We start from the raw sequence: 23,785 nt of genomic DNA on the forward strand, positions 1-23,785 counted from the left end.
GTTTTTTGCGGCGCGTAAGAGAAGCCATCGAGCCTCTCCCACCACGCATCTAAATTGATGTGCTCGACGAGCCTGAATGAAAGTATAATCGCTGTTGGGCGATTCCGCCACTAAGTCGAGAGGTTCACCATGCCGATCAGCCAACGCGCCGCCACACTGGCCGAAATTTTGGATGAGATGACCGCCGAAGGCGCGCCCGAATTGACCGAGCGCTACCCGGACGGATCGCTTCGATGCTACGCCTGCGGCCATCGCTGTCTGATCAAGGAGGGGCGGCGCGGGATCTGCAAAGTGCGCTTCAATCAGGGCGGGAAGCTGCGCGTTCCGATGAACTACGTCGCCGCGCTCGCGTGCGACCCGACCGAGAAGAAGCCTTTCTTCCACGTTCTGCCCGGCTCCGACACGCTCACCTTCGGCATGCTCGGCTGCGATCTTCACTGCGCCTACTGCCAGAACTACATCACCAGTCAAGCCCTGCGGGACGAAGCGGCTGGCGTGGTCCCACGCGCTGTATCGGCAGATCAACTCATCGATTTGGCGCTGAGTTACGGCGCGCAAATAGTCGGTTCGAGCTACAATGAGCCGCTGATCACAGCCGAATGGGCCGTTGAAGTCTTCAAGCGCGCCAAACGGGCCGGACTGAAGACGGCCTTCATCTCCAACGGCAACGCGACGCCGCAAGTGCTCGATTATCTGCGCCCGTGGACCGATTGCTACAAGATCGACCTGAAGACGATGAACGACCGCAACTATCGTCAATTGGGCGGCGTGCTCGAGAACATCCTCGAGACCGTCAAGATGGTCTATGAGCGCGGTTTTTGGGAAGAGATCGTCACTTTGATCGTTCCCGGCTTCAACGACTCCGAGGAAGAGCTGCGGCGCGCGGCGGAGTTCATCGCTTCAGTCTCACCCGACATCCCATGGCACGTTACAGCATTCCATCAAGACTACAAGATGATGGATAAGCCGAACACGACCGCCGAGCAACTCGTGCGCGCGTGCGAGATCGGGCGCCAAGCAGGTCTGCGTTACGTATACGCGGGCAATCTGCCCGGCAAGGTCGGGCGATGGGAGAACACCTATTGTCCGCGGTGCGATGCGCTCTTAGTCGAACGCTACGGATTCATCGTGCGCCGTATGCGCGTGACGTCCGACGGCCACTGTCCGCATTGCGGCGAAACGATCCCGGGCATCTGGTCCTAAGGCTAATCGGCCCCGCTCACCTTTTAAGATTCGGAGACGCCTCTGCTTAAGGGCAAGCCTCACTCCCGATCATTTTTCGCCCCGCTGCAACTCGACTTCCGTTTCGATATCGACCGATAATCGTCGCACGTCGGGTTCGCTCATCGGTTCGAGCAACCGCAAAGCCTCATCCAACACGCGCTTCTGGTGTTCCGGCCAATTGGGTTGGCCGGCGACCGCGCCGAATTGCCCCGGATAGTATCCGGCGCGCGGCGGACGCACCAGGTCGGTCACTTCGCGCTCGACGGCGATCATCATCGTCGGTATACCAGCCGCTTCGATGGCGCGCGCAGCCAAGCCCATCGTCTGGTGGCACAAGCGCGACGCCGGGATGAGCAATACAGCTTGCGCCTCATAACGCCGTATGCGTTCGATCAGACGCGGCATCGCCTCCTCGACGAAGCGCGCGGCGTCGGTGATGAAGCCGCAGAAGCTCCAGAAAGCGGGCACCAGCCGACCGATGATGTTGTTGTCCTCGAATTCGAAGAGACGTTGCAGCGGGATCTGCGCGTTGATGTCCGCTTGCACGGCGGCAGGATCGTAGCCGCGCGCGACGAAGCGCAGATCTTCCGGCTCGACGAGCGTCGGGATCTCGCGAAAACTTATGTCGCCGCCCGGAGCCTTTGTATCGAAAGGTTCGGTGCCGTCGACGTAAGCGCCCGCCGAACTGACGAGCGCTAGATTCAAAAGCGGCAAGGCGCGGCGCAAAGGGATGAAAGGCGCGCGCCGGTTCTCGATGAACGGATAATCGCTCAGATCATCGCTCGTCGGATCAGACCTCTGCTGCCAATCCCTGTAACGCTCACGCCAATCGTTGACCTTCTCGATGATCTCCACAGCCTTCTCCCGCTAAAGTTTGTGCTCGAACGCAAAGCCGAAGATTTTACGGTGAAACGCGGCGAAAGTCACATCTTAGCGATCGGTTCCACCAAGCGGATCGGCGCGCCTTTTCGCCATAGCTAGAGAAGCGAGCGTTGCCGCCACAATCCCGACCGCCAACGCGAGCACCGATAGCGCGTGCCATTGTCCGAAGGCTTGCCGGAGCGGATCGCCCGGCGCGAGCGAATCTATCGGACCGGGCATCGTCCGGCGCAACGCTTCGATCCGCGCGCTGATGAGCAATCCGCACGCCGTCGCTGCGGCGAGCGCGCTAACGCCTGCGGCGATGATGCGCCGCGCCGCGGTCGTCGTCTGGTCCAGTCGGCGGCTCGCCAGAAGCGCGAGCGCGATGATGAGACCGGCCCAGTTGAGCATCGGCAGCACGCGCCCGACCACCGCGCCGGCCAATTCTCTGGTCGGAAGCACGGCAAAGAGCGCCGGGGCGACGATGGCGCTGAAGAAGATCGCCGCGCCAACCCAGGCGGCGAGCAGCAAGAGGCGAACGGCACGTGCGATGTCTTTCACATTCATCGACTTGAGGCGGAACGAACGGGGCTTTAGCGGCTCGCGCCGCGTCCGAAGGTTCGCCCACGCTGGCGAAGCCTCTGGCCTTCAAAAAGGGGCGCGGCCATCAGTGTACGGACTCCATTTGCTCCTCGACTTCGTCCGGTTCGGAAGCTTCGAGCAGCGAAGCGCTCGTCACTTTGTCGCCCTCTTCCGTCTTGATCAAACGCACGCCCGAAGCGCTGCGGCCCGTTTTGCGAATCTCGCTCGCCTCGATGCGGATCAGTTTTCCGTGCTGCGTGATGATCATCACCTCGGAATCGTCTTCGACCGGAAAGACGGCGACGACCTTGCCCGTCTTTTCCGTCGTCCGCATATTGATGACGCCGCGCCCGCCGCGCGACTGCAGGCGATAATCGCTGATGGGCGTCTGTTTGCCGTAACCTTGCTCGCTGATCGAGAGCATGCGTTCGTGATCGTCCTTAGAAACGGCGCACAGCGCGACGACGTAATCGCCCGAACGAAGTTCGATGCCGCGCACGCCGCGCGCCGCGCGCCCCATCGGGCGGACCTCCGCCTCATCGAAGCGGATCGCCATGCCGTCGTGCGTCGCGATGAAGATTCGTTTCTTGCCATCGGTCAAGACGACATCGAGCAAGGCGTCGCCTTCATCAACGTTGATGGCATTGATGCCGTTCGAGCGTATATTCTGAAACTCGCTTAGCGCCGTCTTCTTGATGACACCATTGCGTGTGACCATCACGACGTAGTGATCGTCCGAAAAATCGCGCACGGCGACGATGCCGGCAAGCTTCCGGTCGCTCGGGATGTTTATCAAGTTGACGATCGCTTTGCCGCGGGCCGCTGGCGGGGCATCAGGGATCTCGTGCACTTTGAGCTTGTAGACCTGCCCATCGTCGGTGAAGATGAGCAGATAGGCATGCGTCGAAGCGACGAACAAGTGTTCGACGAAGTCGCCGTTCTTGGCCGCCGCGCCGAAACGCCCTTTGCCGCCGCGCCCCTGCCGCTGATAGGTAGTGACCGGCGTCCTTTTGATGTAACCGGAGTTGGTCACCGTGATGACCACATCTTCGTCGGCGATCAGGTCTTCGATGCGCAGCTCGACGCCCTCATCGACGATCTGCGTGCGCCGCTCGTCGCCGAAGTTCTTCTTCACCTCTTCGAGTTCGCGGATGATGACGCGCCGCAGAGCGGCTTCGCTCGCCAAGATCTCTTCGAGTTCGGCGATTTGACGGATGATCTGCTCGTACTCTTCGAGCAGCTTCTGTCGCTCGAGCGCCGATAGACGCCGCAGTTGCAAGTCGAGGATCGCTTGCGCCTGCTGCTCGCTGAAGCGCAAACGCGCCATGACCTTCTCGATCTGCGCGACGAAATTGGCTGCCGTTTGATTCGCGCCCTTCCACTCCTTGATCTCTTTGATCGTCGCCAGATCGCCCATCAACCAACGTCGCGCTTCATCAACGTTGCGCGCGTTGCGGATAAGCGGGATGATCACGTCGAGCGCGTCGATCGCCCGGTTCAAGCCCTCGAGGATGTGCGCGCGGGCGCGCGCGCGCCGGAGCTCATACTCCGTGCGTCGGCGGACCACCTCGCGCCGGAAATCGACGAAGGCTTCGAGCAGCTCCTTGAGGTTCAGAATGCGCGGCTGCCCGTTGACGATCGCCAGATTGATGATGCCGAACGAAGTCTGAAGTGGGGTGAGCTTATAGAGCTTGTTCAAGACGACCTGCGGCACGGCGTCGCGTTTGAGTTCGATGACGATGCGCATGCCTTCGCGGTTCGATTCATCGCGCAGATCGGCGATCCCTTCGATCTTCTTCTCGTTGATCAATTGCGCGATCGTCTCGATCAATCGCGCCTTGTTCACTTGAAAAGGGATCTCGGTGATCACGATCGCATCGCGCTCCTGCGAGCCGCGCCCGACGCGATCGATCGCCGCGCGCGCGCGTATCTGGATGACGCCGCGCCCCGTCGCGTAAGCCTGACGGATGCCTTCGCGCCCGTAGATGAATCCTCCGGTCGGGAAGTCCGGCCCTGGGACGTACTGCATCAACTCTTCGATGGCGATCGAAGGCTTCTTGATGAGCGCGATCGTCGCATCTACAAGTTCGGTCAGATTGTGCGGCGGGATCTTGGTCGCCATGCCGACGGCGATGCCTTCGGCGCCGTTGGCTAAAAGGTTCGGGAAACGCACCGGCAAAACGGTCGGCTCCGATAGAGATTCGTCGTAGTTCGGATGAAAATCGACCGTCTCCTTCTCGATGTCGGCGAGAACAGCTTCAGCCAAGCGATGCAGACGCACCTCCGTGTAGCGCATCGCCGCCGCGGCATCGCCATCGATGCTGCCGAAATTTCCCTGCCCGTCGATGAGCGGATAGCGCATGGAAAAATCTTGGGCCATGCGCACGATCGTCTCGTACACGGCAGCGTCGCCGTGCGGATGGTATTTGCCGATGGCATCGCCCACGACGCGCGCGCTCTTCTTGTAAGGTTTGTTGTAGGTATTGCCAAGTTCGTGCATGGTCCAGAGCACGCGCCGATGCACGGGCTTGAACCCATCGCGCACGTCGGGCAGCGCTCGCCCGATGATGACCGACATCGCGTAATCGAGATACGAGCGCCGCATCTCGTCTTCGATGTTGACGTAGTTACGTTCGACGATTCCCGTTTCCATCTCGCAACCTTTCAGGTAGAATTGGCGTTGGGCACTTCGCGCCCACCTCGTCACATGGCCTGTTCGCCGGAAACTTACGCACCTATGCCATCATGATCCTTCGACGGAACATCCGTTGTCGCCGGGAGCCGTGGTGGTGAGTCTCCAGCAATGAGGGCCCGAAAAAGCACAATTTATTGTAGCTGAAGCGGGTCCTGTTGGCAACCCCCGATGAGATTAGAACTTCTTGAGAATCAGGCACTTCCGCGGCTAACGCCCCCCCTTTCGCCAGAGGGACCCAACATGAGGACAGAAAGAGGATCGCGCCGCTTGCGCGAGCGATTGAACTTCTCGCTGCCGGCACGGGTTCACGCGCGTGAAAGCGCCTCGCATGAGTGGACCGAAACGACGCGCTTGATAGACGTCACGCCATTCGGCGCGCGTTTACGCCTGCGCCATCCGACCGAACGTGGCCGCCTACTCCACTTGACTATACCGCTGCCAAGACAGCTACGCTGCTTCGATCACGCCGAACCGCAGTATCGCGTTTGGGCATTGGTCAGGCACGTCCGAGCATACTATGCGGATGGGCAGAGTCGGTTCGAAATTGGAGTCGCTTTCATCGGCAAACGTCCGCCCGAAAGTTTCCTCAGCGACCCGACGCAGCGTTATGAGCCGATCGATTCATCGCGCGGCGATGGGATGATCGCGGTGCGCGCGCAAAGCGAAGATACTCGTTCCGATCGGACGCGCCTCATCCTTCCACTCGAAGTCATCCTCGAACTGCTCGACGATGACGGGCGCGCTTTCTTGAGCGAGGCGACGGTGACGGAGAACATCAGCCCGGAAGGGGCCGCCGTCTTCAGCACCCTTGAGATCGAACCGGGCCGTTTCGTCAGATTGCGCGACGCGCACCGGCCCGACTTTGCGCTGGTCGCCGCCGTGCGCGCACGTCACGTCGGCCCAAACGGCCTTCCGCGCTTGCATCTCGAGTTCATCGATGGACGATGGCCGATCGAAGGATTAACTTGAAAGCGCGAAGCGCTCACCGCCGGAGAAGCGAAACCGAGGCGCGAGGATTGTTGATTTGCGTCTGGAGCGTTGCGCTGGTCACGCGAATGAGGCATAGTGGAAGTTGAGAGACCTCCTTCCACCTCGATGATCGAGATCTCTTAGCCGTGAGCGAGGCGAAGACGGAGATCGCACCTGAAAGACGGCGCGCGCTGGCGCAAAGGTCCTTCGTCTTACCGCAGTGGGTGCTCGAAGCGCTGCGACCGCCGACGCGCTTGCTCTCGAAGCTGCTTTGGCGCATGAGTTTTCGCGGCACCGAACACATCCCGCTGACGGGAGGACTCGTCATCGCCGCCAACCATCAGACATACATAGATCCGATTTGGATTTCGATCCCGATCAAACGTCCGCTCCGCTATCTTGCGTGGGATGAAGCTTTCGACTGGCCCATCGTTGGCCCGCTGATGACGCTCTTCGGCGCCTGGCCGCTGCAAATCGAAGGGCGCGATCCGGCGGCAATACGTCGCGCCCTTCAATGGATCAGAGCGGGCGGCGCGGTGGTCATCTTCCCTGAGGGCGGGCGCGGCTACCCCGACGGCTCCCTCAAGAGATTCAAACCGGGCGCCGTGCGCATGGCGCTCGAGGCCGAGGTGCCCATCTTGCCCGTGACGATCCGCGGCGGTCATCGCGTCTGGCCCGTAGGTCAACTGTTGCCGCGTTTCTCTTCGGTCGAGATCATCTATCACGAACCATATCGGATCGCGCCGCATGCAGGCGAGGATGTTCGCGCGTGCGTGCGGCGCGAAACGGAACAGCTGAGCTCGCTCATCGCCGCCGCGCTGCGATAAAGCGGCGAGTTGTCGTGCGGACGCATATGAAGGCCTCTGCCGCATCGATCCGTCTCGTCGCGACGCTTGGGTTGCGACGGCAAAGCGGCTTATGATTAATCGGAGAGGCCAATCAACCGTGCGCGCCACGCTCAAAGATTCCTTCGGTCGGACGATCCGCGATCTTCGCATCTCGGTGACGGACCGTTGCAATTTTCGCTGTTTCTACTGCCTACCGCATGGCGAACCGCCCATCGCGCCGAAAGACCGGATGCTGAGCTACGAAGAGATAGAATTGGCAGCCGAGCTATTCGTTTCGCTGGGGATCGAGAAGATCCGTTTGACGGGTGGCGAACCGATGATGCGGCGCGATATCGAAACGCTCGTCGAGAAGCTAGCGCGATTGAGGACGCGCGGGCTGCGCGATCTGGCGATGACGACCAATGGCTATTTCCTGCCTGCGCGCGCGGCGAGCTTGAAGCGAGCGGGACTCGACCGGATCACGATCAGCCTCGATAGTTTGCGCCGCGAGAACTTTCAGCGGATCACCGGCACGGATGCGCTCGCGCGCGTGCTCGAAGGGATCGACGCAGCGAAACGCGCCGGACTTCGTCCGATCAAAATCAACGCCGTCATCGTGCGCGGTTACAACGAAACGGAGGTCGCTGATCTGGCCGCCTTCGCGCGCGAGCACGATCTGATCATGCGCTTCATCGAGTTCATGCCGCTCGACGCCGCTTATCATTGGTCGCGCGACAAGGTGGTCTCCGGGCGCGAAATACGCGAACGGATCGAAGGCCGCTTCCCGCTCGTGCCCATCGAAGAGGAACGCGGCTCAAACACGGCGGTTCGTTATCGCTTCGCCGATGGCGCGCCCGGCGAGATAGGCATCATCGCTCCGGTCACAGAACCCTTCTGCGGCGCTTGCTCACGCATACGGCTGACGGCCGATGGCCAAATCAGAACCTGTCTCTTTTCGACGGTCGAATACTCTCTTCGGGATGTGATAAGAAGCGGCGCAACGCGCGATGAGATCATCGAGTTCATCTGCCGCGTCGTCACGAAGAAAGAGGCCGGCCACCGCATTAACGAGCCGGACTTTACGCCCCCGTCGCGGACGATGAGCTTCATCGGCGGGTGAAGCGGTCGAAAGCAATGATCGAGCGGCGAAAGACACGCCCGCTCTCACGCCGCGATAAAAGCGCTTCTCGCCGCTCCTCATTTGTGGTGTATAATGAGAACTCACGAGGCGATTTGACAAAGCGAACCGAGCGGGGGAGCTTGCGTCTGGACGGAGGGCGCAGGCTGAGAGTCGCCCGAAGGCGAGACCCCTTGAACCTGATACGGGTAATGCCGTCGAAGGGAGCAAGATGAAGCCGCTTCATGCCCTTGCGGACGGAAGCGGCTTTTTTCATCTCAGATTTGAACTCTGAGCCGATAAGGATTCGGGAATATGAGCATGATGAAGAACAAAGCCGAAGAGCTGAGCCGAACCGCACAATTCCCCAATTCGCGGCGCATCTACGTCGAAGGCGAACATGAGGGCGTGCGCGTTCCGTTCCGCGAGGTGTATCTGCATCCGACGCGCCGCATGGATGGCACGCTCGAAGAGAACCCTCCGTTGCGCCTTTACGACACGAGCGGTCCGTGGGGCGACCCTGATTTCAAAGGCGATGTGCGCCGAGGGTTACCGCCGATCAGGCGCCAGTGGATTCTCGCGCGCGGCGATGTCGAAGAGTACGAAGGGCGCGCCGTCCGCCCCGAAGATGACGGCTACAGGGACACGGAGGCGCTGCGTCGCGCCCGCGAACAAGGCCGGCTCGAGATCTTTCCGGGCGAGCGCCGCCCGCCGCTGCGCGCTAAACCGGGCCATCGCGTCACGCAGATGCACTACGCGCGGCGCGGGATCATCACGCCCGAAATGGAGTTCGTCGCCATTCGTGAGAATCTGGGCCGCGCGCGTTTGCGCGAGATGATGAAAGACGCGCCGCGCGATTCGATCCATCATCGTCATCGCGGCATGGGCTTCGGCGCAGAGATCCCCGAAGAGATCACGCCCGAATTCGTCCGCCAAGAGGTCGCGCGCGGGCGCGCCATCATCCCGGCCAACATCAACCATCAAGAACTTGAGCCGATGATCATCGGGCGCAACTTCTTCGTCAAGATCAACGCCAACATCGGCAATTCGTCCGTCTCCTCTTCCATCGAAGAAGAGGTCGAGAAGATGCGCTGGGCCATTCGATGGGGCGCCGATACGGTGATGGACCTTTCGACGGGGCGCAACATTCACGCGACGCGCGAGTGGATCATACGGAATTCGCCCGTCCCGATCGGCACCGTGCCCATCTACCAAGCGCTCGAAAAGGTGGGCGGCAAAGCCGAAGACCTGACGTGGGAGGTCTTCCGCGACACGTTGATCGAGCAGGCCGAACAGGGCGTCGATTACTTCACGATCCATGCGGGCGTGCGCTTAGCTTACATTCCGCTGACGGCGCGGCGCATGACCGGGATAGTCAGCCGCGGCGGTTCGATCATCGCCAAGTGGTGTCTGGCCCACCACAAGGAGAACTTCCTCTACACGCACTTTCGCGAAATCTGCGAGATCATGGCCGCCTACGACGTCTCGTTCTCCCTGGGCGACGGGCTTCGTCCCGGCTCGATCGCCGATGCCAACGACGAAGCGCAGTTTGCCGAACTCGAAACGCTCGGCGAGCTGACCAAGATCGCGTGGGAGATGGATTGCCAAGTGATGATCGAAGGGCCAGGCCACATCCCGATGCACCTGATCAAAGAGAACATGGACAAGGAGCTTGAGATCTGCCACGAAGCTCCGTTCTACACCTTGGGCCCGCTCACCACCGACATCGCGCCCGGATATGATCACATCACCTCGGCCATCGGCGCGGCGATGATCGGCTGGTATGGCACGGCCATGCTCTGCTACGTCACGCCCAAGGAGCATCTGGGATTGCCGAACAAGAAGGACGTCAAAGATGGCGTCATCGCCTACAAGATCGCCGCGCATGCGGCGGACCTAGCCAAAGGGCATCCGCGCGCGCAAGCGTGGGACAACGCGCTCTCGAAGGCGCGCTTCGAGTTCCGGTGGGAAGATCAGTTCAATCTCTCGCTCGATCCGGAAACGGCCCGTGAATTCCACGACGAAACTTTGCCGCAGGAAGGCGCCAAACTCGCTCATTTCTGCTCGATGTGCGGGCCGCACTTCTGCTCGATGAAGATCACGCAAGAGGTGCGCGAATACGCGGCGCAAAAAGGGTTGGATGAACAATCGGCGCTCGAAGCCGGAATGCGCGAAAAAGCGGCGGAGTTCATCTCGACGGGCGCCGAGATCTACCGCAAAAGTTAAAACCGGCGAATGGATGATCCTGAAAGCAGGCTCTCCATAAAAAGGGGCGCCTCGGCGAGATCAAGACGATCCGCCGAGGCGCCCACCGTTTCGGTTAATAGAAGAGCGGCCGTCTGAAGAAAAGACTTGACGTTGCATCCCGTTCCGAGTAAATTACTCTACTCATTCGATAGGGTTAGTCGAGAATGCTTTCGAAAAAGGCTAAATATGCGCTCCGTGCCTTGATCGCGCTGGCGCGCGCCGATGGAGATGGGCCCGTGTTGATCGCCGATCTAGCCAGACGGGAACGCATCCCGCAGAAGTTCCTAGAGCTGATTCTGCTCGATTTGAAGAGGCAGGGCATCCTCCAAAGCAAGAAGGGGCGCGGCGGCGGCTACCTTTTGCGCAAGGAGCCGGAAGCGATCTATTTGGGCCAAGTGATCCGCGCGCTCGATGGCCCCTTAGCCCCGCTGCCATGCGTTAGTCGAACGGCCTATGCGCCTTGCGAAGAATGCGATGACGAGAAGGGTTGCGGCATCAGGCTGGTGATGAAGGAGGTGCGCGATGCGACGGCGCGCATCCTCGATGGAACGAGCCTGGCCGATCTTATCGAGCGTGTGGACCGACAAAGGCCGAAACGTAAGGGCGCGCCATTGCGTTCATCGAGGGCGAAAACGCGCGCCGGTGGAGCTAAAAGCGAGCGTCGAACCGCCTGAGCCGAGAGGTTGTTACCGAAATGGGAGAGAGAGCACCGCAACGCTTGAATCAAACGGCGGAGCTGCCCGAAGAGATCGAGCGGGAGATTTTGACCGCCATTCGTACCATTCGGTACGGTTCCGTCGAAATTATCATTCACGATTCGCGCGTGGTTCAGATAGAGCGCAAAGAGAAGGTGCGTTTTGAACCGAGCGCAAGCAAAGGAGGCGCAGCACACACGACATGTTGACGGAAGGAGATTGTCAAAAGCGCATCGTTGCCGACCAGAAAGCTGGAGGCGTTGATCCATCAGTTTTCCCGAGACCGACCGGACGACCGGAGGAGACTCGAACGCTTTCACGAAGGAGGACAGCCGATGAAGCGTTTACTTTTTCTGCTTCCGGTCGTTTTCAGCGCGCTAGCGTCGCCTCAAAAGTCTTCAGCCCAAGATGCAAACGCGGCGCCGAGAACGCTCGAAGCGCAGATCAAAGCTCTCGAAGAGAGATTAAGCGAACTGGAAAAGAGGCTGGATTCAATCGCCGATCCGGCACGACCCTCTCGATCATTCCCGCCCGCTGATTCCACGCTTAAAGAGCGCCTCGAAGCTTTAGCCCGAAAAGTTCAAGAACTCGAAAGCAGCAATTCGCGCAGAGAGACTGAGGAGAAGAGGGCGATTAAACAATCTCCTCCGGCGGAGGTGGCGTCTCAGTTGCGGCGCGCCAAAGACGATGTAAATGTCGGCGCAGGACGCGAAGGGTTCTTTCTACGCTCGGCTGACGGCGATTTTCAACTGAAACTGCGCGGATATTTCCAAGTCGATTCGCGATGGTTCTTCGGCGACAGGAATCAAACCCTTGCCGACACGTTCATCATCCGTCGCGCGCGCCCGATCATCGAGGGCACGGTTTACAAGTATTTCGATTTTCGCATCATGCCCGATTTCGGCGGCGGCCAAACGACGCTTCAAGATCTACATCTCGACGCGCGTTTCTGGCCGCAAGCGCGTTTCCGTTTCGGCAAGGCCAAAGCGCCCTTCGGATTGGAACGCCTGCAATCGGCGACCGATACGACTTTCATCGAGCGCGCGTTGCCGACGGCGCTCGTCCCCAACCGCGATCTCGGCTTGCAGATTTTCGGGGACGTGGGAGACGGCGCGATCAGCTATGCAGCAGGGATCTTCAACGGATCGGTCGATGGCGGCAGCAACGATTCTGATACCGGCGATGGCAAAGATCTAATCGCGCGTCTTTTTGCGCACCCATTCAAGCGAAGCAGAGAGCGCACGTTACAAGGTTTAGGGCTCGGACTTGCCGGCAGCGCGGGCAACGAACGCGGCAATGCGGCTTCGCCTAATCTGCCAAGCTATCGCACAACCGGCCAACAACTCTTCTTCCGCTATCGTTCGGATGGAACGGCTCAAGGCACGACCATCGCCGACGGACGTCGCTATCGCCTTTCGCCGCAAGCTTACTATTACGCTGGACCAGTCGGAGTGCTCGCCGAATATGTCTGGACGTCGCAGCGCGTGCGGCGCGGCGCGGCGGTCGGGCAGATACAGAACGATGCTTGGCAAGTTACGGTCTCTTATGTACTGACCGGCGAAAGGGCTTCTTATCGCGGGGTGTCGCCGCGGCGCGAGTTCGACCCGAAGAACAAGACGTTTGGGGCGTTCGAGATCGCCGGTCGCTATCACCAACTGAAGATCGATGGCGACGCTTTCCCGATCTTCGCCAACCCGCAGGATTCATCTCGCAAGGCCGAGGCGTGGGCGTTGGGTCTTAACTGGTACTTCAATCGAAACGTGAAGTTCGCTTTGAACTACGAGCGGACCGATTTCACCGGCGGCGCCGCGCGCGGCGACAGACCGGCTGAGAAGGCCGTCCTCAGCCGTTTCCAAATCGCTTTTTAATTGAAGGAGGGGGGAAAGATGAGAAAGTGGCTTTTCGTGATCTTTGTTTCCGCTCTGTTGATCGCTTGCCAATCTTCTGGACCGGCAAATTCATCGAAAGAGATCACGTTGCTCAACGTGTCCTACGATCCGACGCGCGAATTTTATCAAGAATTCAACGCCGCCTTCGCCAAGTATTGGAAGGGGAAGACGGGGCAGACCGTTCGCATCAACCAATCCCACGGCGGATCGGGCAAACAGGCGCGCGCCGTGATAGATGGGCTGGAAGCCGATGTCGTGACGCTGGCTCTGGCCTATGACGTAGACGCGATCGCGCAAGCCGGCCTGCTCTCTGCGGATTGGCAGAAGAGGTTGCCCAACAACAGCTCGCCTTACACTTCAACGATCGTCTTTCTGGTGCGCAAAGGCAACCCGAAGGGGATCAAAGACTGGGACGATCTGATCAGACCTGATGTCTCCGTGATCACGCCGAATCCGAAGACCTCCGGCGCCGCGCGATGGAACTACCTAGCGGCGTGGGGCTATGCGTTGAAGAAGAACAACGGCGATGAGGCGAAAGCCAGAGAGTTCATCGCGCGTCTTTACAAGAACGTGCCGGTTCTCGATTCTGGCGCGCGTGGCGCGACGACTACGTTCGTCGAACGCGGCATCGGCGACGTCCTCATCAACTGGGAGAACGAAGTCTTGCTCACGCTCAAAGAGTTCGGCCAAGACAGGTTCGAGATGGTCGTCCCATCCACGAGCATCTTGGCCGAGCCGCCCGTCGCCGTGGTTGACAGGTTCGCCGATAAGCACGGGACGCGCGATGTGGCGCTCGCCTATTTGCAGTACCTGTACTCCGAAGAGGGGCAAGAGATCGCCGCCAAGCATTTTTACCGACCGCGCTCGCCAGCGGTTATGGCAAAATATGCATCACAGTTTCCCAAACTGAAGCTGTTCACGATCGAGGAGGTCTTCGGAAGCTGGCAGAACGCGCACCGCGCGCATTTCGCCGACGGCGCGACTTTTGATCAGATCTATAGCCCGAGCAGATGAGGTGTGGCATGACTTTGAAGGAGCGCAGCATTCTGCCCGGTTTCGGTTTGACGATGGGCTTTACGCTCTTCTATCTGAGCCTCATCGTGCTGCTTCCGCTTTCGGCGCTCGTCATCAAAGCGACGGCGCTCACGTGGAGCGAGTTTTGGGCGATCGCGACGACGCCGCGCGCGCTCGCCTCTTATCGTCTCAGTTTCGGCGCCTCGCTCGTCGGCGCGACGATCAACGCCGCGTTCGGACTGTTGGTCGCATGGGTGCTCGTGCGATACGACTTTCCGGGTCGGCGTCTGTTCGATGCGATGATCGATCTTCCGTTCGCTTTGCCGACCGCGGTTTCGGGCATCGCCTTGACGGCCATCTACTCGAGCAACGGGTGGATCGGCCGTCATCTCGCGCCGCTCGGGATCAAGATCGCCTACACGCCGCTCGGCGTCGTCGTCGCGCTCACCTTCATCGGACTTCCGTTCGTCGTGCGCACGGTTCAACCCGTGCTCGAAGATTTCGATCGCGAGGTCGAGGAGGCGGCAGCGAGCCTCGGCGCAAGTCGTTGGCAGACGTTCGCGCGCGTGATCCTGCCGACGCTCGCGCCGGCCATCTTGACCGGATTCGCGCTCGCCTTCGCGCGCGCCATAGGCGAATACGGTTCGGTCATCTTCATCTCGGGCAACATGCCCATGCGCACCGAGATCACGCCGCTTCTCATCGTCACGAAATTAGAGCAGTTTGACTACGCCGGGGCAACGGCGATCGCCATCGTCCTGCTTTTAGCCTCTTTCGCGCTACTGCTTTTGATCAATCTGCTACAGTGGCGATTCAGCGACCGTCACCGAACGGTTTGGCGCGCGATGCGCTAAGGTTCATTCGAGGCGAGGTTTGAGATGGTCGGAGCGACGATGGAACCCAAATTGATCCGTTGGTTTTTGACGGGCGTAGCGCTGATCTTCCTCTGTCTATTTCTGCTTCTGCCGCTCGTTGCCGTCTTCGCCGAAGCTTTCAGCCAAGGCGTCGCCGTCTACTTCGAGTCGTTTCGCACACCGGACGCGAGATCGGCCATCCTTTTGACGCTCATGACGGCGGCGATCACCGTCCCGCTCAACGTGCTGTTCGGGCTGGCGGCGGCGTGGGCGATCGCCAAGTTTCAGTTCATCGGCAAGAACGTTCTGATGGCGCTGATAGATCTGCCCTTCTCCATCTCCCCGGTCGTCGCCGGATTGATGTACGCCTTGCTTTTCGGCGCGCGAGGCATCTTCGGCCCCTGGCTTGCGGCACACAACATCAAGATCATATTCGCCGTGCCGGGCATCATCTTGGCGACCGCTTTCGTCACCTTTCCGTTCGTCGCGCGCGAACTGATCCCGCTCATGCAGATGCAGGGCAACGAAGAGGAGGAGGCCGCACTGACGCTCGGCGCCAGCGGCTGGCAAACCTTCCGGCATATCACGCTGCCGAACATCAAATGGGGATTGCTCTACGGGGTGATCCTCTGCAATGCGCGCGCGATGGGTGAGTTCGGGGCCGTCTCGGTCGTCTCCGGTCACGTGCGCGGCGTCACCAACACGATGACGCTTCATATCGAGATCCTTTACAATGAGTACCAATTCGTCGCCGCTTTCGCCGTCGCTTCGCTGTTGACGCTCTTGGCGCTCCTGACGTTGATCGTCAAAAGCGCGATCGAGTGGAAGGCGAAGCGATATTTAGCCATCGTCAAGTTGATGGCGGAAGAAAGCGCCGCTTGAGCGATCGCGATTTGCGGCCAGAGCATAACGCGAAAGCGTCGTTCGAGCGATGAAGCTTGCAGCCGTAACCCCATGAAGATCGAGGTGCGTGGCATCAACAAAACCTTCGGCGCGTTCACGGCGCTCAAAGATATAGATCTGAGCGTCGAGTCGGGTGAATTGGTCGCCCTGCTCGGCCCCTCCGGATCGGGCAAGACGACGCTGCTTCGCATCATCGCCGGCTTAGAATTCCCGGATCGCGGCGCCGTCCTTTTTGATGGCGAAGATGCGACGCAACGCAAAGCGCGCGAACGAAGGGTCGGCTTCGTCTTCCAACATTACGCGCTGTTTCGCCACATGACCGTCTTTGACAATGTGGCTTTCGGATTGCGCGTCCGCCCGCGCCGCGAGCGTCCTTCGGAAGCGGAGATCAGAAGGCGCGTGAACGAACTCCTGCGATTGGTCCAGCTCGATTGGCTCGCCGACCGACTTCCAGCTCAACTCTCCGGCGGCCAACGTCAACGTGTCGCGCTGGCGCGCGCGCTCGCGGTCGAGCCACAGGTCCTTTTGTTGGACGAACCGTTCGGATCGCTCGACGCTAAAGTCCGTCAGGAGCTGCGCCGCTGGCTGCGACGATTGCATGACGAGATTCACATCACCAGCATCTTCGTCACGCACGATCAGGAGGAAGCGCTCGAAGTGGCCGATCGCGTCGTCGTGATGAACAGAGGGCGAATCGAGCAAGCGGGAACCCCCGAAGAGGTCTACAACCATCCGGCGACGCCGTTCGTCTGCGATTTCTTGGGCAACGTGAACCTCTTTCGCGGTCGCGTCGAAGGCGGCAAAGCGATCATCGGCAACGTCGCGCTCGACCTTCCCGAAGATGGCGCGCCCGATGCCGCGCCCGCCGTCGTTTACGTGCGACCGCATCAGTTCGATATAGACGAACGTCCGCAGGGCCGCAACCATTTTCGCGCCCGCGTCAAACACATCAACACTGCTGGCCCAGTGGTCAAACTGGAACTGGCGACCGAATGGGGCGATGCGGTTCATGTCGAGATGTCGCATGAGCGCTTTCGCGCACTGCAATTGGCGCGCGACGTCGAGGTCTTCATCAGCCCCCGCGAGATGCGCGTTTTCCCCGATTCGACCGCTTAGAGAGGCTGCTCCCCGTCAAGCCCCAATTCCCTTGCTTTCTGACCCGGCACGGGGGTATATTTCGCGCGCGTTGCCCCTGTCCTAAGACCGTGGAAGACAGGCGCGATTGATGCTTTACCTCAATTTGCGGGCTTAATCGCCTTCCGCCGATCACGATTTGCGGTTGCGGCGGAAGGGGAATCAGCCCTTGAGCAGATGCTCATCCCTCGTTCGTGCGATCGGCTTTGGGATCGGAGTTCTTCAGTCATCATCAGTCATAACGAATCCACGCGATCTTTGGAGGAACCATGAGAAAGCTCTTTACGCTCCTTGTCATCGCCATGACCTCGCTCTATGTGCCGATCGCCACGTCAACTGACGTCCGCGGACAGGAGTCCCCGCATCAAGATGCCTCGCCCCAAGTCCCTTCCGTCCCCAGATTCGTCGCCGATGAGCTTCTGGTCCAATTCAGGGCCGGCATCACAGAGGCGGAGAAGATCGACGTCCGCAGCCGCATCGGCGGGCGCGTCCGGGAACGCATTCATACCGCTCCGATGCGCCAGTTCGGCCAAGGGGAGCTGCATCGCCTCGCCATCCCGCGCGGACGCTCGCTCATCGAAGCCATCCACGCGCTGGAGAATAATCCGGCGATCGCTTTCGTCGAACCGAACTGGATCGTCACGCACCAAGCCGTCTCCAACGATCCGTACTACACCAATGGATCCTTGTGGGGCATGTATGGCGATGCGACTTCACCGGCCAACCAGTACGGCAGCCAAGCGGGCGAAGCGTGGGCCAACAACCACACGGGATCGAACGCCGTCTATGTCGGCGTCATCGACGAGGGCATAGACTATCGTCATCCGGATCTAGCAGCCAATATCTGGACCAATCCATACGATCCGCCGGATGGGATAGATAACGACGGCAACGGCTATGTCGATGACGTACATGGTTGGGATTTTTACAACAACGACAACACGATCTACGATGGATCGCCGGGCGACAATACCACTGATAGCCATGGCACGCACGTCGCCGGCACGATCGGCGCCGTTGGCGGCAACGGCCGGGGAGTGGCCGGCGTCAATTGGGCCGTGACGATCATTTCGGCCAAATTCCTCGGGCCGAATGGAGGCTACACGTCGGATGCGGTCAAAGCCATCGACTACATCACAGATCTGAAACTTCGCCACGGGCTGAACATCGTGGCGACCAACAACTCATGGGGCGGAGGAGGCTATTCGCAAGCGCTGCATGACGCGATCATCCGCGCCGCGAAGGCCGATATCCTCTTCGTCGCCGCTGCGGGGAACAACGGCACGAATAACGATCGCCGAGCGAACTACCCATCGAACTACGACACGACTGTCGGCACGAGCACCGAATCGCCGGCAAGTTACGATGCGGTGATCGCCGTCGCCGCAATAGACAAGACCGGAGCGAAACCGAAATGGTCCAACTACGGCGCGCGAACGGTCGATCTCGGAGCGCCCGGCGTCGGCATCTGGTCCACCACACCGAACAATACGTACAGCTCTTTCAGCGGCACCTCGATGGCGACGCCGCACGTTACGGGCGGAGCGGCGCTTTATGCCTCGACCCATCCGGGCGCGACGGCTAAACAGATCAAAGATGCCATACTGCAAAGCACCATCCCGACATCATCCTTGAACGGCAAGACCGTGACGGGTGGAAGGTTGAACGTCAGCGGATTCTAGCGATCGGTCGATCGGCGAAAAGCGCGGGCGCAAGCCATTTGGCCCGCGCTTTTTCGTTCGGACCAACTCGGCGAGAAGCGCCGACCGCACCTGAAGCTTGGAGCCTGCAGGAGGCGATTCGCGCTTAACGTTGATGTGAACGCAAGAGCGCCCGGTCCCGAAATGCTTGTCGGGGCGATTTAAACCTAGCGGCGATCGTCGCTCGACCTCTCCTCTCAAACACGGCCTCTCCGATATCGATGCAACGCTGACCGTCAATCGTCCCCTTTCCACCACGACGGTTTGTAACTTGCGTCCCGCGGACTTGATCTCGCAGGATGATCTCCCTAGGATGTTCTCCTTCGTTTGAAGGGAGATGCCGATCAACCTCTTCGCTCGCCTGATGCGCGAGCGCGAAATCAAGTTGGCCCGGCGCGACACCAATCGTCGCATTCTGCCGTTCGATTGGGGGCTCCCGCTGCTCGCCCCCCACGTCAACGGCGATGACCCGCGTCACATCTTGCGCGCCATCGCCCTCGAAGCTTTTCAAAAGAGCGACCAGTTCTTCGCCCTGCCGCCCATAGACGATTTTCGTTTCGATGGCGAGACTCTCCTCTGGACGAGCGCCATCACCACTCCCGAGCGCGAGAACAACACGGCGCGCGCGCGCTTTTTTGCCCCTCACCGAAAACGCGAAGATGATACGAAGCGCGCCGTCCTCGTGCTCCCGCAATGGAACGCCGACGAACACAGCCATGTCGAACTGTGTCGCCTCCTCAATCGCTTCGGCGTCGCCGCCTTGCGCCTGACGCTGCCCTATCACGAAGCGCGTCGTCCGTCGTGGATGGAACGCGCCGACTATCTCGTCAGCGCGAACATCGGGCGCACGCTCCTTTCGATGCGTCAAGCGGTGGTGGATGCGCGCGCTGCCGTCCATTGGCTCAGCGAACACGCCGGATTTGACCAGATCGGGATCGTGGGATCGAGCGTCGGCTCATGTACGGCTTTTCTTGCCTTCGTGCATGACGAGCGCATCAAAACGGGCGTCTTCAACCACGTTTCGAGCTATTTTGCCGATGTCGTCTGGCGCGGCATCTCGACGGCGCATGTGCGCACCGGATTCGCGGATGAGGTTTCACTCGAAGAACTGCGCGTCTACTGGCTTCCCATCAGCCCTCTGCCCTACGCCGCGCGACTGGCGAAAAGGCGGGATCGCCGTCCATTTCGTTTCATCGCCGCGCGTTACGATCTGACCTTCCCGCCCGATCTATCTCAACAGATGATCGCCGAAACGCTTCGCCATGGCCTGCGACTCGATGTGGCGTGGCTCCCGTGTGGACATTACACGAGCGGCGAACGCCCATGGAAATACCTTGACGGATGGAAGATCGCCTCTTTCCTGCTCCGTAACCTCTGAGGCGACCTGCCCTCTTCCGATCAATTCCCTCCCGAAGGGTGCGGGCTAGCGGCCCATTCGAGCAGTTGCGCTTCGCGTTGCCGGATGGCTCTTTCGGCGCTCCACGCGGCGAAGGTCCAGTTGCGCAGATCCTCGCGCTCCTTCGCCTTCCCTTCCCAAAGGGCCAGTATCTTTCCGGCGACGATCGCCCTTTGCGTCTCTTCCAACTTGGGCAACTCACGGATCAACGTCGGCAGAGCATCTTCGCCTAAAGATAGCAAATAAGCGCCATCGAACGGCGCTCGGTGGGCCCGCGCGACGTTGACGCCGACGATGAAGGCACTCGGATTGAGAGCGTGAAGAGCGATGAGCATCACGAACCAGAGAGCGATAGCACCGCGCAAAAAGCGCGAACGTCTGCGGCGAAGGACCGTCGCGGCAAACCAGACGAAGACGGACGCCAACCAAAGCATGAGAGCCGTCGTGTAGACGCGCAATTCCGTCAACCCGTAAACCTCCGTGTAAAGCAGCATGCGTTTGAGCGCCGAAAGCATGACGATGCCAAGCAAACAAAGCTGCATGCCGGCGAGGGAACGATAGATCCGTTCCGCACTTCGCTCTCCGCTGCGCTCGATGAACCAATGGGCCGCCAAAAGTAGCGGCAGCGCCAGCGCCGCAACCGCGACCAACTCGAAGAAACCACGCCGCGCATACTCGGCATAAGTCAACCCTTCGGTCATCTCCACAAGCGGCGCGCCGCCGAACAGGTATCTGAACTGCACGATGACGAAGGTTAAAAACAAGAGGTTCAAAAGCCCGAGCGGGATCCCGATCTCGATCGCCCCGAGCGACAATTTCGGAACGGCACGGCTCGCTAGCTGCAGAGCGTCGTTCACCAAGTCCGCCCTCTTCGCGCCATCCGGGAGGAAAGCGCGCAAAAAACCGCCGACAACCCAAGCGAGAAAGAGCGTGAAGAAGACGTGCGCGAAGATCTCATCGATGGACGGATAACCGAAAAGGCCGTTCAACAGGCTGGCGAAGATCTCATCCGCCGAGGCGAGCAACGCGCCGAAGACCAAGAGCAGAGGGATCGCCAACATGACGCCGATCGTCACCGATACGAGGCGTCTGGTTCGCGTCGAACGCAGTAGACGCTTCCATTCGATATCGTAAAAAAGAAGCGCCACTGCGCCGAGCGCTGAATGCAGACCGGCGGTTAGGATCGCGCCTATGTAGTCTATGAAGCCCGCAACGCGAACGTCTCGACCGCGCCCGTACCAAACCAACAAAGCCAAGGCGAAGAGGATGCTGCACACGTCGAGGAACTTCAAGGTCGGCGACGCGCGCCACGCGATGCCGATAACGCCGAACAGGGCCAACGCGAAGAGCAGGCCCGTCTGCTTAAGATCTGTTCTTCGACTCCAACGTAGAAGCAAGAAGACGCCGCCGATCAACGCCCCCATCCACAGAAACAGGTTGAGCCCCAAACGGCCCGAGCGAAGCAGAGCGTCGCCGAACAGTCCCATCAACAATGCCACTTCCAGAACGCGCAACGCCGTCGATTGTCGAGACATAAAATCCTCCAGAGCGGAACGTCGATCGCAAGATTCGCCCAGCTCTTGCTTTCGGTGTCGATCACTTGCGGAGCACGTTTATCTTCACACGTCGGCGCGACGAAACCGATCGGCGCGCTCATTTACCGCGTGCGGCCCGAATCAACGCTTCCATGTGATCGAGGTATTTTTCGAGCGCGCGTCGCCCGCGTTCCGTTAGGCTGTAAGAAGTTTTCGGGACGCGCCCTTCAAAGCTTTTGTGGCAGCGGATGTATTTTGCTTCTTCCAGCTTTCGAGCGTGCGCGCTCAAATTCCCATCCGTCGTCTCCAACAGTCCTTTGAGTTCATTGAAAGTCAGCGTTCCTCCAGCCGCCAGCGCGCTCAAGATGGCCAACCTGATTCGATCGTGGATCAAGCGGTCGAGCTCCGCGGCGGTCGCCCCCACCATGCGCTTTTCGGCAGGGGCGACCTCGCCCGCGTTCGCCTTCGATTTCAATGCGCTTCGTCTAACCGCCATGGTTCTTCGAGATTAAAGCTCCGAAGACAAGATGCAGTCCGCCGAAGGAGATCGCTAAAAGGACGTTCTGCCAAGCCGGAAAGAGCAATCCGAACGCTCCGGCGACCATGAAACATGCCCCCATTGTGGGGACCAACCGCACGGAGAAGGCGCCGCCTGTGATCACGCCAGCCCCATAAAGCAACATCCACATGGCGGGCAGAACGTCGAAGTCGCCGCGCCGCGCCAACTCGCACGTCAACAGCGCGCCAGCGAAGATCGGCGGAGAGAGATTGAGAAGGAGTTTTCTTCCCGGCTTCGACAACAGGGAGGTCCGCAGCCTGCGCGCTTTGCGCCACATCGTCGCCGCGGCGACTGAAGCGGCAACCGCTGCGGCGATCAACCAAACGCCGAGCCACGCTCGACGAGCCGACTGCGCAGCCGCCATCGGCGCAGCGATGCACGCGACGACGCCCGCCGCCACCAACCCTATGCCGGAGACGGCGGTGGAAGCTACGGCCCGCTCCATCGTCTCCCGGATGAAGCAGAGGTTATCCATAGCCCGATCGTACAGCGCGATCGGATCAGCGTTTTTGTCCGAGGCAGTCTCTCCCGCGCGCATGGGCCATATGGTAATCTCTTTTCAGATTTTGTCAAGTACTTTGCAATATAAAGCAATTACACTATCACGAGGTGGGCGCAAAGCATCCCGCGTCACGACGCCCGTCGCATTTCGCTGAAGCGGAAGCGACAATTCGCCGCTGCAAACGACAAGCCGCCATTTTCGCTCAAAGAGCGGATCTCAAGTTAGGTGAAGTTTCGGCGGAGATTTTCCGTTCCCTTGAACATCGAGAAGATACATTTGACGGGCGGCGGACCGATTTTGCGCCGCGATTAGAAGAGAAGATCGAAATGGCGCGTTTGAAAGAGAATGGGGCGCATCGCCATTTGATCATCCACAAACCGCTCATGAGCGACCATTCAGCATTTCGCCCGTTACGACTTAGAGATGACTCGTCTTCCGATCAACCGAAGTTCGCCGCGCACAACGCGCGCTACAGCCGCCGGATAGGCTTTGTGCTCTTCGGCGAGGATGCGCGCCGAAAGCGTCTCGACCGTATCATCATCGAGGACGGGCACGACGCGCTGCTCGATGATCGGGCCGCCGTCGAGCGTCTCATCGACGAAGTGGACGGTGCAGCCGGTCCACTTCACCCCGTGTTCGAGAGCTTGGCGCTGCGCATCGAGCCCCGGGAAAGAGGGCAGCAGGCTCGGATGGATGTTGAGCGTGCGCCAACGGTAAGCTTCGATGAAGACCGGCGAGAGAAGGCGCATGTAACCGGCAAGACAAACCAGATCGACGTGCCGCGCGCGCAATGCGGCGATGATCTCCCGTTCGTGATCCGCACGCGAGCGCCCACGCCGTTCGATGACGAGCGTTTCGATCCCTTGCTCGGCGGCGAGCTTCAGGCCCGGCGCATCGGCCCTGTCGCTGATGACGACGACGATCTGCGCGTTCGGGATCGCGCCATCCCGCGCAGCGCGCACGAGCGCCAGCATGTTCGAGCCGCGCCCCGAGATCAACACGGCAATGCGGCAAATTCCGCTGGATTCGTTCGATATCATGCGACGATCGTCCGCTTTCGATCTATCGAACCATTCGAGGCT

General features: G+C 60.0%; 21 protein-coding genes and 1 riboswitch. Of the genes, 14 read left to right on the forward strand and 7 right to left on the reverse strand.

The window, feature by feature from the left end; genetic code table 11:
* Positions 1–129: 129 nt before the first annotated feature.
* Positions 130–1,203, forward strand: coding sequence for an AmmeMemoRadiSam system radical SAM enzyme (gene amrS, locus PYK22_RS03075; protein WP_060635278.1), 1,074 nt, complete (start codon positions 130–132; stop codon positions 1,201–1,203).
* A gap of 69 nt (positions 1,204–1,272) precedes the next feature.
* Here the strand turns inward: amrS and PYK22_RS03080 are convergent, their stop codons facing one another.
* The 3 genes from PYK22_RS03080 to gyrA all read right to left on the reverse strand — a co-directional run bounded on the left by PYK22_RS03080 (position 1,273) and on the right by gyrA (position 5,320).
* On the reverse strand, positions 1,273–2,079 hold the full coding sequence (locus PYK22_RS03080; protein ID WP_041974165.1) for a glycine/sarcosine/betaine reductase selenoprotein B family protein: 807 nt from the start codon (positions 2,077–2,079) through the stop codon (positions 1,273–1,275).
* A 75-nt stretch (positions 2,080–2,154) separates the two neighbouring features.
* Positions 2,155–2,652 (reverse strand): DUF4149 domain-containing protein, encoded by a 498-nt coding sequence (locus PYK22_RS16290; protein ID WP_060635279.1) that lies wholly within the window; start codon positions 2,650–2,652, stop codon positions 2,155–2,157.
* 100 nt (positions 2,653–2,752) lie between these two features.
* On the reverse strand, positions 2,753–5,320 hold the full coding sequence (gene gyrA, locus PYK22_RS03090) for a DNA gyrase subunit A (protein WP_041974168.1): 2,568 nt from the start codon (positions 5,318–5,320) through the stop codon (positions 2,753–2,755).
* A gap of 282 nt (positions 5,321–5,602) precedes the next feature.
* On the opposite strand from gyrA, the gene PYK22_RS03095 reads away from it, so the two are divergent.
* The 13 genes from PYK22_RS03095 to PYK22_RS03155 all read left to right on the forward strand — a co-directional run bounded on the left by PYK22_RS03095 (position 5,603) and on the right by PYK22_RS03155 (position 20,089).
* On the forward strand, positions 5,603–6,331 hold the full coding sequence (locus tag PYK22_RS03095) for a hypothetical protein (RefSeq protein ID WP_041974170.1): 729 nt from the start codon (positions 5,603–5,605) through the stop codon (positions 6,329–6,331).
* A gap of 146 nt (positions 6,332–6,477) precedes the next feature.
* Positions 6,478–7,158, forward strand: coding sequence for a lysophospholipid acyltransferase family protein (locus PYK22_RS03100; protein ID WP_041974172.1), 681 nt, complete (start codon positions 6,478–6,480; stop codon positions 7,156–7,158).
* 91 nt (positions 7,159–7,249) lie between these two features.
* Positions 7,250–8,278 carry a GTP 3',8-cyclase MoaA gene (moaA, locus tag PYK22_RS03105; protein WP_041974174.1) on the forward strand — a complete coding sequence of 343 codons (1,029 nt, stop codon included), beginning with the start codon at positions 7,250–7,252 and terminating at the stop codon, positions 8,276–8,278.
* A 122-nt stretch (positions 8,279–8,400) separates the two neighbouring features.
* Positions 8,401–8,519: riboswitch (TPP riboswitch) on the forward strand.
* 77 nt (positions 8,520–8,596) lie between these two features.
* Positions 8,597–10,501: a phosphomethylpyrimidine synthase ThiC gene (thiC, locus tag PYK22_RS03110; RefSeq protein ID WP_328286914.1), complete on the forward strand. Its 1,905-nt coding sequence runs from the start codon at positions 8,597–8,599 to the stop codon at positions 10,499–10,501.
* Between the two features lie 185 nt (positions 10,502–10,686).
* Positions 10,687–11,196 carry an RrF2 family transcriptional regulator gene (locus PYK22_RS03115; protein WP_083437559.1) on the forward strand — a complete coding sequence of 170 codons (510 nt, stop codon included), beginning with the start codon at positions 10,687–10,689 and terminating at the stop codon, positions 11,194–11,196.
* Between the two features lie 20 nt (positions 11,197–11,216).
* Positions 11,217–11,426, forward strand: coding sequence for a YezD family protein (locus PYK22_RS03120; protein WP_041974178.1), 210 nt, complete (start codon positions 11,217–11,219; stop codon positions 11,424–11,426).
* A 126-nt stretch (positions 11,427–11,552) separates the two neighbouring features.
* Positions 11,553–13,085 carry a porin gene (locus PYK22_RS03125; protein ID WP_060635280.1) on the forward strand — a complete coding sequence of 511 codons (1,533 nt, stop codon included), beginning with the start codon at positions 11,553–11,555 and terminating at the stop codon, positions 13,083–13,085.
* 18 nt (positions 13,086–13,103) lie between these two features.
* Positions 13,104–14,120 carry a sulfate ABC transporter substrate-binding protein gene (locus PYK22_RS03130; protein WP_099606154.1) on the forward strand — a complete coding sequence of 339 codons (1,017 nt, stop codon included), beginning with the start codon at positions 13,104–13,106 and terminating at the stop codon, positions 14,118–14,120.
* A gap of 8 nt (positions 14,121–14,128) precedes the next feature.
* Positions 14,129–14,974: a sulfate ABC transporter permease subunit CysT gene (gene cysT, locus PYK22_RS03135; protein WP_083437560.1), complete on the forward strand. Its 846-nt coding sequence runs from the start codon at positions 14,129–14,131 to the stop codon at positions 14,972–14,974.
* Positions 14,975–14,998: 24 nt separating this feature from the next.
* Entirely contained in the window at positions 14,999–15,856 is an 858-nt protein-coding gene (gene cysW / locus PYK22_RS03140; RefSeq protein WP_041974184.1) for a sulfate ABC transporter permease subunit CysW, read from the forward strand.
* A 72-nt stretch (positions 15,857–15,928) separates the two neighbouring features.
* Positions 15,929–16,993: a sulfate/molybdate ABC transporter ATP-binding protein gene (locus PYK22_RS03145; protein WP_041974186.1), complete on the forward strand. Its 1,065-nt coding sequence runs from the start codon at positions 15,929–15,931 to the stop codon at positions 16,991–16,993.
* A 287-nt stretch (positions 16,994–17,280) separates the two neighbouring features.
* On the forward strand, positions 17,281–18,693 hold the full coding sequence (locus tag PYK22_RS03150) for a S8 family peptidase (protein WP_041974188.1): 1,413 nt from the start codon (positions 17,281–17,283) through the stop codon (positions 18,691–18,693).
* Positions 18,694–19,048: 355 nt separating this feature from the next.
* A complete protein-coding gene (locus PYK22_RS03155) occupies positions 19,049–20,089 on the forward strand; it encodes an alpha/beta hydrolase family protein (protein WP_060635281.1) in 1,041 nt (346 codons plus the stop codon).
* A gap of 20 nt (positions 20,090–20,109) precedes the next feature.
* On the opposite strand, the gene PYK22_RS16295 is transcribed toward PYK22_RS03155, so the two are convergent.
* The 4 genes from PYK22_RS16295 to purN form a co-directional block, all read right to left on the reverse strand.
* Positions 20,110–21,642, reverse strand: a complete 1,533-nt coding sequence (locus PYK22_RS16295; RefSeq protein ID WP_083437561.1) for a DUF4153 domain-containing protein — start codon at positions 21,640–21,642, stop codon at positions 20,110–20,112.
* 118 nt (positions 21,643–21,760) lie between these two features.
* Complete coding sequence (locus PYK22_RS03165) at positions 21,761–22,138, reverse strand: winged helix-turn-helix domain-containing protein (RefSeq protein WP_211197600.1); 378 nt, start codon at positions 22,136–22,138, stop codon at positions 21,761–21,763.
* Complete coding sequence (locus PYK22_RS03170) at positions 22,128–22,646, reverse strand: hypothetical protein (protein ID WP_162199780.1); 519 nt, start codon at positions 22,644–22,646, stop codon at positions 22,128–22,130. The genes PYK22_RS03165 and PYK22_RS03170 overlap by 11 nt, the downstream gene beginning before the upstream one ends.
* Positions 22,647–23,113: 467 nt before the next feature.
* A complete protein-coding gene (purN, locus tag PYK22_RS03175; RefSeq protein WP_041974192.1) occupies positions 23,114–23,743 on the reverse strand; it encodes a phosphoribosylglycinamide formyltransferase in 630 nt (209 codons plus the stop codon).
* Positions 23,744–23,785 lie beyond the last annotated feature (42 nt).

Origin of the sequence: Pyrinomonas methylaliphatogenes (assembly GCF_000820845.2) — a bacterium.
Taxonomy (GTDB): Bacteria; Acidobacteriota; Blastocatellia; order Pyrinomonadales; family Pyrinomonadaceae; genus Pyrinomonas; species Pyrinomonas methylaliphatogenes.